Source organism: Shewanella sp. 10N.286.52.C2 (assembly GCF_002874545.1).
Classification (GTDB): domain Bacteria; phylum Pseudomonadota; class Gammaproteobacteria; order Enterobacterales; family Shewanellaceae; genus Shewanella.
Window position 1 is genome coordinate 1 of record NZ_MCTV01000042.1, and the last position, 1469, is coordinate 1469.

Genomic DNA, 1469 nt, shown 5'->3' on the forward strand with positions numbered 1-1469 from the left:
ACTGGCACTGGCACTGGCACTGATAAAACGCCTACAAGCATTGCAAGTCAACAACAAATACCGCAATTAAAAGAAGATAATGCAGTGAATACTGCGAGTGGCGTAATGCAAGCTACAGGCACTGATGCTAACCAAGTGTTGTGGAGTACAGACAATGCTCAAGGTAAATATGGTGAGTTAACGTTAAACCAGTTAACTGGCGAATGGCATTACCAACTTGATAATAATAACCAGCAAACAAATGCATTATCTGAAGGGACTCATCAAACAGAACAATTTGTCATTTCGGCAACGGACAGCCAAGGCAATAAAGTGAGCTCGGTCATTGCTGTAGAGGTTGAAGGTAGTAACGATTTACCGCAAATTTCAGGTATACATCATGCTAGTCTCAATGAGTTAGGTTCAATTGATACCGTTTCAGGCAACCTCATAGCTACCGACCCAGATAATGGCGATAGCATCACTTGGTCGGCCTCAAATGGAATAGGTCAATTTGGCCAGCTCGTCATTGATTCAAAATCTGGAGAATGGCAATACGTTCTAGATAATCATTCAGCAACGACTTTAGCCCTACATCAGGGAGAAGTTGCAGTTGAAACTTTCACAGTCACAGCAACTGATAGCTCAGGCACCCCAGTATCCAAACAAGTTACCATTAGTATTAACGGTAGCAATGAAACCGCTCAAATTGGTGGCGTTTCATCGGCTAATCTAACCGAAGATAAAGACGTCCATCAAGGACAACTGCATGTCGATGGCGCCCTCACCGTAACCGATGTAGATTCAGGACAAAACCAATTCCAGGCCACAGTGCAACAAGGTCAATTTGGTACTCTGAGTATCAATAGTTTAGGCCATTGGACTTACACCGCTGATAACTCGCAGCCGACTATTCAAGGCCTGAAAACAGGCGAATCATTAACGGATACTCTCATAGTTCATTCCATTGATGGCACTGAGCAGAAAGTCACTGTCACCATTAATGGCACGGATGATAAAGCGGTGATTGCGGGTATCTCAACCGCCAGCTTAACTGAAGATAAAGACGTTCACGGTGGGCAACTTCGCGTTGACGGCGCCCTCACTGTTACTGATGTGGATAACGGTCAAAATCAATTCCAAGCCACCTCACTACAAGGTCAGTTTGGTACTCTATCAATCAATGAATTAGGTCACTGGACCTATACCGCTGATAACTCTCAGACAGCTATTCAAGGTCTAAAAACAGGTGAGTCAGTTACCGATACAGTATTAGTTCACTCGGTTGACGGCACTGAGCAAAAAATCACTGTCACCATTAACGGCACAGATGATAAAGCGGTGATTGCGGGTACTTCAACAGCACAGCTAACTGAAGATAAAGACGTTCACGGTGGACAACTCCGCGTTGACGGCGCCCTCACTGTTACTGATGTGGATAATGGTCAAAATCAATTTCAAGCCACCTCACTACAAGGTCAGTTTGGTAC

General features: G+C 44.5%; 1 protein-coding gene. It reads left to right on the forward strand.

Annotated features, from left to right (window positions below):
* Positions 1-1469, forward strand: a 1469-nt coding sequence (locus BCU94_RS19605) for a VCBS domain-containing protein (protein ID WP_198590895.1), incomplete at both ends; no start/stop codon positions are given.